Origin of the sequence: Veillonella parvula, from assembly GCF_001553335.1 — a bacterium.
GTDB lineage: Bacteria > Bacillota > Negativicutes > Veillonellales > Veillonellaceae > Veillonella > Veillonella parvula_S.
Genome location: NZ_KQ960799.1, coordinates 53,313 through 62,721, shown reverse-complemented (window position 1 = coordinate 62,721; position 9,409 = coordinate 53,313). Strand labels below are relative to the sequence as shown.

Sequence of the window (9,409 nt, the reverse complement as noted above, 5' to 3'; positions counted from 1 at the left end):
CGTATATTTTTGGTCTATTCGGAGTAGATATGCAAGATACACTTTGCTAACATTAAAATGTGAATGATATTCAATGTCATTATATGTTGGTGAAGTGTATCTTTTTAATTTTGTGTGGGAGATACAAGACATATGTTTAGTTATAAGTTTAGGAGGGCATAATGAACCGGTGGGGACATACAAAGCGTACCATAATCCTGTCTAGTGCAGTTGCCTTGTGGCTTAGCGCACCTCTAGTGGTTTGGGCAGATAATGCGACTGTCACTACAGATGTTGTTAATGTGAAAGGCACATGGGCAGAAGAAGAAGCAAAATTGAACTCACAGCAAGTGCAAATCATTACCAAGAAAGAGATTGAAAAGAAACAGGCGAAGTCCGTTGAAGATATTATTTTTACGCAAACAGGCGTATCTAGAACAGTTGATGCTATGGGGCGTGTGGGAGTGTCTATTCGCGGTGCAGAAGCGCGTCACACTCTTATCCTCGTAGATGGTCAACCAGTGCTAGGTGATTTTGATAAGTACTCTGGTGCGGCCGATGAAGTACAACGTTTGGGTACAGAGAACGTAGAGAGAATTGAAGTTATTCAAGGTGCGGCTAGTGCTAAATACGGATCCGATGCAGTAGGTGGTGTAGTTAATATCATCACTAAAAAAGCACAAAAGAAACCATCCGTACAATTTAATGCTGAAGGCTTGCGTCGCAAGAGCGATGGCGATGTGTTTCCGTTTCAAAACTTCTTCATTCGTGCCGATTCTGGTCAAATGGGCAAGTTAAAGGTTGGTTTGTCAGGTAGTAAACGAGATCTTATGCCTGTTCTAGCATCGGTTAAACGGCGTGCCTCTGGGATGGCCTTTGATTACGCAAAACATAACTTTAAGCCAAATGTACTTCGTTACTATGGTGATGCGGCAGATATTGGTTTAGTAGCGACCTATGAGGCTAATGATAAAAATAAAATTGAAATGCGCCTCAACCGCTATACAGAAGACCTTGTACGAGATGTTAAGCACTCCGACTCCGATTTAGAGCCACAACAACACTTTAAACGTACGGCAGATCGTAATACAGCAAACTTACAATGGTCCTCTAGAGCCGGTAAGAGTGACTGGACTGTTGAAACAAACTATTCTCGCATTAAAGAAAATGATGTAGCGCTCATTAACTATACAGGTCGTTCTGCTTATGAAGGCTCTAATGAGTTGCGTTATATCGATAACATCGATCATCGTCAATTAGATATTCGCGTAAATGCAAATACGCAAGTTAATAAAAATCATTTGCTAAGCTATGGTGTTAGCTATGCTCGTGAAGAAGGCTCTGGTAGTCGCTTAAAGAGTTCTCCTAATACAAGTACGATGTACATCGATCCTTGGGATTACGATAAAAGCTTGTTAGTAGACCGACTTGATCGTCTCGTGCGACGTAAAGGCGATAACAGTGTTAAAGTTTACTCTCACATCCATGATTATAAATTCATTAATTCTGGTGGTGGCATGCCACAATGGGATATGGATTATGAATATTATGGTGCAGCGAATGATGCGCAAAAACCAGGGATTACATATGATGATTATGTGAATTATGGTTTATCTGAAAGCAGACTCAGTGAATGGTCAAGCACATCGCCGAATAATCAGCCCGTAACGGATGAATTCAAGAAGCGATATTATGCTTTAGAAAATCGGTTGAAATCGGAAAATCCTGAAATGGCGGCGCATCGTGCAAATATCGTAGGCGACTATTTTAAATATGGTGAGTCTAACGATCCAGAAATGCGTAAGAAAGCGCCTAAGCTAAATGGTAAGGCTTTCTTGGAAGAGTACCGTAATCGCGACCAACGCTTGACTACTGGTAGTGGTACGATTCGTAAAATAAACGCTTATATTTCTGATACATGGCAAGTCAATAAGAATTTAACATTGTCTCCAATTGTGCGCTTTGATAATAGTAGCTTATTTGGTTCTAACGTATCTGCATCCTTGGGTATGACATATAACGTTAACGGTAATGCACATCGCAGATTTAAAGCCAATGTAGGTACTGGTTATACAGAGCCTGGTATGGGCGAATTGTGGTATAACTGGGAAATGTACGCTTCTAACCCTGTAGGGATTGGGGTAGCAAAACTCGGTTGGTATTGGGCTGGCAATCCTAATTTGAAACCTGAAAAATCACTCAACTTTGACATGAGCTTGGAAGGTGAAAATAAAAATACCTATGCTCGTGTAGGTGTATTCCACAACCGAATTAAGAACTATATGTCCGTATACTTCACTGGTGATTTCATGGACTTCGCACCATATCTCAAAGGTGATGCGAAATACCAACGTGCTCCAGATATGATTTATAGCTTTAAAAATATTGGTAAAGCTGAAATTACTGGTCTTCAAGCAGAAGTACAACAAAAATTCGGTAAATATTGGTCTGGTAAGTTAGGTTATACATACTTACACGCTATCAACAAGAGCGATCCAACAATGCCTCGTCAATTGCTGGATAAACCAATGCACAAAGTTGACATCGGTATTACCTATGACAACCCTAAGTCTGGTTGGAATGGTTCCATCTGGGGCGATTACTATATCAACATGCTTGATAGTAATACTCTCAATAACGGTGGTAACTACTGGCCAGATATCTTGTCTGGTGATGCAGGCGTTTACAAGAAGCAAACATATGAAAAGAAAACATTTGGCATTTGGAACGTAATGGTTCAAAAACGTTTCAATAAAAATGCCATGATGTATTTTGGCATCAACAATATCTTTAATCATCGCGATGATGACCGTGCTACACAAGAACGCGTCTACCGTATGGGTGTTAACCTTAAATTTGGTGGTGGCGATAGTAGTAAAACTACAGCCATCGGCAAAACTAAGGATGGTACGAATGTTAATGCTACAGGTGCTAATGTAGCTAATGGTGAAGCAGTAAATGCAGAATCTGGTGTACAAAATGTATCTGATGTAGTTCGTTTAACTGATTTTATTCGTTCTGATTTTGATACTACTAAAGAACGTGGTGTTACATTGGTTGGGGACTATAGAGCACGTTGGATGGCACATGATGGCTCTAACAGACCACAATCTCCATTTAGAGCGAACTCCGCTATCGCTTCTGCAAAAGCAAATATGTACGATGCAGACCGTCATAGCTTTGAGCAACGATTACGACTTGGCTTTGATGCTCGACTCAATGAGTTTACAAACCTCAAAGTTATCGGCAGTGCGACTGGCATGAGTGGTGTAGATACAAGTTGGACACAATCTGATTCCAAAGGCTTTAACCATCAACGACTTGATACCGTTGATCTTACAAGACGGGTTAAAAAATGGGATGTATCAGTGGGCCGATTGACAGAGCCTATGGGTGCTAGTGGTTACTGGTTTGGTCAATCTTATGATGGCGTTCGTGCTGTTTGGAATGGCCATGACTCTCAAGTTCGTATTGGGGTTGGTACTTTCAAACATAGCACGGGTATTACTGATTCTGCGTATACTCATGCAGAACATGAAGTTATTTACAGACCTCCAACAGCAGCTGAATTGATTGGTATCAATCGTGATGATTATCCATATGATATTGAGAGTGCTACTAAAACCGGTTCTGATGGTGAGAAGAAGACCTCAACAGATCCGGCAGCTCCAGATAGCCCAACTGGTATTTATAACTCCACTTACAAAGGTAAGACAGATAGCATCTATTTCTATCAACAGCTCAAAGACTTGCAAGCTGAATATGAAGCTTATAAAGAAAGCTTAGACTTAAGATGGAGTAATCCGAACCGTGATCAAGAGATTGAAAAGGCAAATGCTAAATTAGCAGAAACACAACAAAAACAAGCTCAAGTTATGAGTCGTTTACAAGATATTCTTACAAAAGCATATCCTACAGAGATGGCTGAGAAGAAATTCTCCCTTGATATACCATCTGGTGGATATACAATGTACGAAATTACTAATAAGAAAACAGGGGAAAAACTCTATAAGACTGGTGATCTTATGTATAACGTGAACTCTCCGTTATACCCTGAATATCTAAAAGATAAGGCTAAAGGTCTTATCGTACCTACTGATAATAAAGAAGCCTTGTTGAATCCGAAGGCTTATGTTGATAAACATGGTGATGCGATTAACCAATCCATCTCTGAAATTGCTAAATATAATGCAAAAGATAATTGGAGTAATTATAACAATAGTGAGCTTGACGAAGTTTGGGTGAAACAAGCTGATGGCACATTTAAGAGATCTTATGATTACTATGGTCAACCTTCAAGTGATTATGAATTAACTGGTTTCTTAGGTGCAAAGACTTACAAATATGATAGTGGTAAATATGTATTTAGTGATTATGATGCTAAAGATGCCTTATATAAGAAGAACTTTACAATGTCCTATAGCGATTATGGTGAAGGTGGTTCTTATTATGGTTGGGGCATGCCAAATGCTATGTATAACTATATGTATAATCTTGAAAAAGTTGTACATGATGCAGAGTCTGAAAATAAATTACCACGCGAAGCAATTGGTAAGATCATTGGCAACTTGATTAGAACAGAAGGTGTAGTTCTTGAAAAAGATACTGTACCAGCTATTGATAAAGCAGCATTTATTCAATATAAGAAGCAAATTGGCTCTCGTCTTGGTTTACAAGCTTGGTACTTACGTTCCTTTGGTGGTAAAACACATACATATTTAAATGCAAATGGTAACGGTAATGATGAACACAGCTTCTCCAATGTAGCTCATATATTTGGTATTGGTGCTAAATATCAACTTGGTGCCAATGCAGTTGTCACTGTTGATTATGGTCAAAACCGTTCCAACTTAGGTCGTTACTTGAACGGTAACACTGTATATCAACATGAACGTGGTACGGCAGACTTTGCTATTAAAGGTCACCAAATGGGCGGTACACCACATTTCTGGATGGCTCGTCTCGACATTGGCCGTGCAGATTTAGATGTTCCAAAATCATGGAATGCGTTCATTGATTACAAATACTTTGAACATGGTTCCTTCTTCGGTGGCAATGGTACGGGCGCAGTACCTGATCGTTATTTAGATGGTGTTCGTAGTTTTACATTTGGTGCCGGTTATGTACCGCGTAAGGACTTGCTCCTTGAAGCATTCTATACATTTGATGCGAAAGGCACTAATAAACGAGATACTTTATATGGTAGTGAAAGCTTTAAGTTAGGCGATTATACACGAATTCAAGGGACCTATAGGTTCTAATGCTCAGTCTGTAAACAGGCAGAAAGGTTACAAATATGGAAAATTTAAATTATGTCATTCACTTATTTCATAGTGGTGGGTATGTAATGTATCCATTGTTACTCTTGTCTTTCATGGTTATCGCTATAGCTGCAGAACGTGCTTTCTTCTATCGTAAGTATGCAGGCAAAACATTTGTTGTAACTCATGCAGTAAATGAATTTGCAAAACTACAACATTGGGATGAAATCGATAAAGTCATTAAAGAGAACCCTTCTATTGCAAGTCGTATTGCGGAAGCAGGTTTAAAAAATGATTCTAGCGAAGAAGCAATGAAGACAGCCTTTGCTGATCAAATGGGGGTTGATGCAGTTGGCTTCCGAAAATATATGGACTACTTAAGTGCAACAGTTACAATCTCTCCATTATTGGGATTGCTTGGTACGGTAACAGGTATGATAGGTTCTTTCAGTATCCTTGACTCCGGTGCCGGTGCATCTGCCATTACTGGTGGTGTAGGTGAGGCTCTTATCGCTACAGCATCTGGTTTATGTGTAGCCATAATGGCGTTTATCGTATACACAATCTTTAGTCATCGTTTGGATTCCATTATTAACCAAATTGAAAATATGTGTGTAAATATTGTTACAGCTAAACGAGAAGGGTGGAAATAGTTATGAACTTGCAAAGCTTTCGTATGAAAACTAAGCCGGAATTCATGATTATTCCAATGATTGATATCATTTTCTTCTTGTTGGTATTCTTCATGATGAACAGCTTGCAAACAGTGGCTCAAAAAGCCTTGTCTGTACAATTACCACAGGCTACTAGTGCTTCTGCACCGGCTCAATTACCAGTGGTTCTAACATTAGATGCAGAGGGTCATATTACGATTGATAACAAGCCAATGAGCATTGACGATGCTGAGGCAATGGTAAAACAACGTATCCAAGAAAACCCTAATGCTAGTGTTATCTTACAAGCTGATAAACGAGCGGCTCATGGTCAAGTAGTAGCAATCATGGACATGTTAAAACAATCTGGCGTTAAACGCTTAGCTATTGCAGCTGAACAGAAAGGATAACTATGGGACTAGGCATATCATGGAAAAAAGCAGCCATTATATCCGCCGTAGTTCATCTTATTGCTCTCTTTATTGCTGTAATCTTTTTTGTAGTGGTTCCAGCCATTCAAGAAATGGATACCTATGAAATCGACCTCACACAAAGTGTGCTCGATGATGGTGGCAGTGGACATGCTGGTGGTGGCGGAGGCAACAGAGCCGATCTGTTCCCTAAACCATTGTCAGCAGATGAAGTAGCGGCAAGAACAAAGGCTGTTGTAGCAAATGTTGAACCATCTACCGCAACAGATATTCCTGATGCAGTAGATGTGGCAGCTAAAGCAAGCGAAAATAAAGGCAATACATCCGGTGATAATTCCGCTGTTGGTGGCACAGGCCCTGGATCTGGTGGCGGATCTGGTGGTGGTCATGGTACCGGCGAAGGCACTGGTGTTGGTGATGGTAGAGGCCATGGTACTGGTACAGGTGATGGTACCGGTGAAGGTGATGGTCATGGTACAGGTAAAGCAGCGTTCAATGTAGAGGGCTTTTATGCAGCTGTAGATAGCCAAAAACAAATTCCTTATGCGGCTATTAAGCGTAAAATGAACGTAGATGTTACAATTAATGTAATGGCTAAATTAGATACTAATGGTAATTTAATAGACGTATATCCAACTAGTGGTGGGGATGAGATATTTGTAGAAGCGGCTCTTGATGCAGTGCGACGAGCGACTCCGTATCCAAATGAAACAGGGGATATACAACCAGTAGAAGTTCCTGTACACTTTGTAGTACAGGCCGATGGCGAAGATGAAGAAGAATAAATATATCTAAGTAATAAAGGAGATAAATATGAAATCTATTATTTTATATTCTTCCCTTACGGGAAATACTAAAAGTGTAGCGGAAGCAATGGCTTCCGTTATGCCTGAGGGAACACCTTGCGTTTCTGTAAAAGATGCACCTGAAAATTTAGCTGATTATGATACGGTATTCGTAGGTTTTTGGGTGGATCGCGGTACAGCGAATAAAGAAGCGGCAAAATTGATTGAAACTTTAAAAAATCCTAATGTGGTATTCTTTGCCACACTAGGGATGTATGCTGATTCTGATCATGCACGTGAAAGTATCGAGAAAGCATCTGAATTGTTGCCTAACAAAGAAGCTCTTGTAGATGGCTTCGTATGCCAAGGTAAAATCGATCCTAAAGTAATCGAAATGATGTATAAAATGTTCCCACCTGGATCTGCACATGGTCAAAGCCCAGAACGCGATGCACTACATAAAGCGGCGGAAACTCATCCAGATGAACAAGACTTTGCAAATGCAAAAGAATTTACTAAATCTGTACTTGCAAAGTTACAAGCCTAATTTCTGAAAGGGGATTGGAGTATGAGTTTAGCAAGTTTTTTTGAATCCATTCCGGAGAAACAACGAAATCTACAATTAGGTTTTAAATGTGATAATCCGATGAGTGGTGCATTCCCTCATAAACGGGTTGTTCATGCAGGCCTTAATGGTACGCTCGTTTCACCGAAAGAAACACAATCTGTTTGGGATACATTGATGAATGGTGTTCCTAAAAAGGGTGAAATGCAATGCGCTTACATTCATATTCCGTTTTGTAAGACAAAATGCACATATTGTGGCTTCTTCCAAAACGGTACGAGTCAAAGTGTTGAAGACCAATATATTGATGGTTTAATTAGTGAATTAAAGATCGCAAGTGAACGTCCGAGATTAAAAGATGGTTTGATCCATGCCGTGTTTATCGGCGGTGGCACACCAACATCTTTATCACCGACAAACTCTGAAAGATTGCTCAAAGCCATTAAAGAGTACTTGCCATTGGCAAACGATTATGAGCTTACCTTAGAGGGTCGTATTCACGATTTGATTCCTGAAAATCTTGAAGTTTGGATGGCAAACGGCGTTAACCGTATGTCCATCGGCGTACAATCTTTCAACACAGAAGTGCGTCAAATGGTAGGTCGTTTAGATACAAAAGAAACCGTATTAGAACGGCTAGCTGCTTTAAAAGCTTATGGTCAATGCTCTGTTGTTATTGACTTAATCTATGGTTTGCCTGGTCAAACTATGGAGGTGTGGGAACAAGATTTAGCTGATTTGGTAAGTTCTGGCGTTGATGGTGCAGACCTATATCAATTAAATGTATTTGATGGTAGTGATCTCAATAAAGACATTGAAAATGGGAAAGTTCCTGCTGCAGCAACAACAGCGATGCAAGGGGATATGTTCGAGTTCGGTCGACAATACCTAGATGCGCGATCTTATCGCCGATTGAGTGCCGCACATTGGAGTGCTAATAATCGTGAGCGTAGCCTATATAACACTCTAGCTAAATCGGGTGTCCCAATGTTCCCATTTGGTAGTGGTGCAGGTGGTAACGTCGATGGCTATGGCATGATGTTACATCGCGCATTAAAACCATATGAAGATATGGTAAGCCGTGGTGAAAAACCGTTTATGGCACTAATGAAACAAAGTGAATTACAACCTATCGTTAATCAAGTAGTAAGCCAACTAGAACAAGGTTTCCTCAATATTATGAGCTTAGTAAAGATGGATTCAAGATTAGATGAATTGAACTGGCTCTATAAATTATGGGAAGAACGAGGCCTTGTTGTTTATAATGGTTTACTTTACAAATTGACTGCAGCCGGTGAGTTCTGGACTGTAAATCTTACACAAAGTACATTAGAAGCTGTTGAATATATCTTGACTGGTAAGAACTCCTTCGCTGTAGAAGCAGTAGCGGCTCAGGATACAAAAACAACTTCTAAAGAGAATCCTAATCAACAAGTACGTGGCATTGGTCAAGGAAAAGCGAATATCTCTGTGCCAACGGATGAGGATTCTGAGACACAACGTAAAGAGGCTCTTATTACTAAGGCGAAAGCTGAAATTTCCAAGAGCGGTGCTTCTGGTGAGTCTGCAGAACGAATGGTGCAAGCTATGTACAATTTGAGCGCTGACGAAATTGAATATATGATGGAACGTATGATGTCCTAAACTATTATGTTACACCTCAATTCTAACAACCTCTCCCAATAACCAACATATAATATACAAGACATATTACGTGACATATACGTGCTCTTTG

The 9,409-nt window shown here is 40.0% G+C and carries 6 protein-coding genes; all 6 read left to right on the top strand.

Annotation, left to right across the window (positions count from 1 at the left end; genetic code table 11):
• Positions 1 to 161: 161 nt before the first annotated feature.
• The 6 genes from HMPREF1865_RS06880 to hutW are packed head-to-tail and all read left to right on the top strand — an operon-like array spanning position 162 to position 9,318.
• Positions 162 to 5,240, top strand: coding sequence for a TonB-dependent receptor plug domain-containing protein (locus HMPREF1865_RS06880; protein WP_060919653.1), 5,079 nt, complete (start codon positions 162 to 164; stop codon positions 5,238 to 5,240).
• Between the two features lie 35 nt (positions 5,241 to 5,275).
• The gene (locus HMPREF1865_RS06875; protein ID WP_060919652.1) at positions 5,276 to 5,893 is read left to right on the top strand and encodes a MotA/TolQ/ExbB proton channel family protein; all 618 of its coding nucleotides are present in this window, start codon (positions 5,276 to 5,278) and stop codon (positions 5,891 to 5,893) included.
• Between the two features lie 2 nt (positions 5,894 to 5,895).
• Entirely contained in the window at positions 5,896 to 6,303 is a 408-nt protein-coding gene (locus tag HMPREF1865_RS06870) for an ExbD/TolR family protein (protein WP_004698605.1), read from the top strand.
• 2 nt (positions 6,304 to 6,305) lie between these two features.
• Entirely contained in the window at positions 6,306 to 7,109 is an 804-nt protein-coding gene (locus tag HMPREF1865_RS06865) for an energy transducer TonB (RefSeq protein WP_004696671.1), read from the top strand.
• Between the two features lie 28 nt (positions 7,110 to 7,137).
• Positions 7,138 to 7,656: a flavodoxin family protein gene (locus tag HMPREF1865_RS06860; protein WP_021148425.1), complete on the top strand. Its 519-nt coding sequence runs from the start codon at positions 7,138 to 7,140 to the stop codon at positions 7,654 to 7,656.
• Positions 7,657 to 7,677: 21 nt separating this feature from the next.
• Entirely contained in the window at positions 7,678 to 9,318 is a 1,641-nt protein-coding gene (hutW, locus tag HMPREF1865_RS06855; protein ID WP_060919651.1) for a heme anaerobic degradation radical SAM methyltransferase ChuW/HutW, read from the top strand.
• Positions 9,319 to 9,409: the final 91 nt, after the last annotated feature.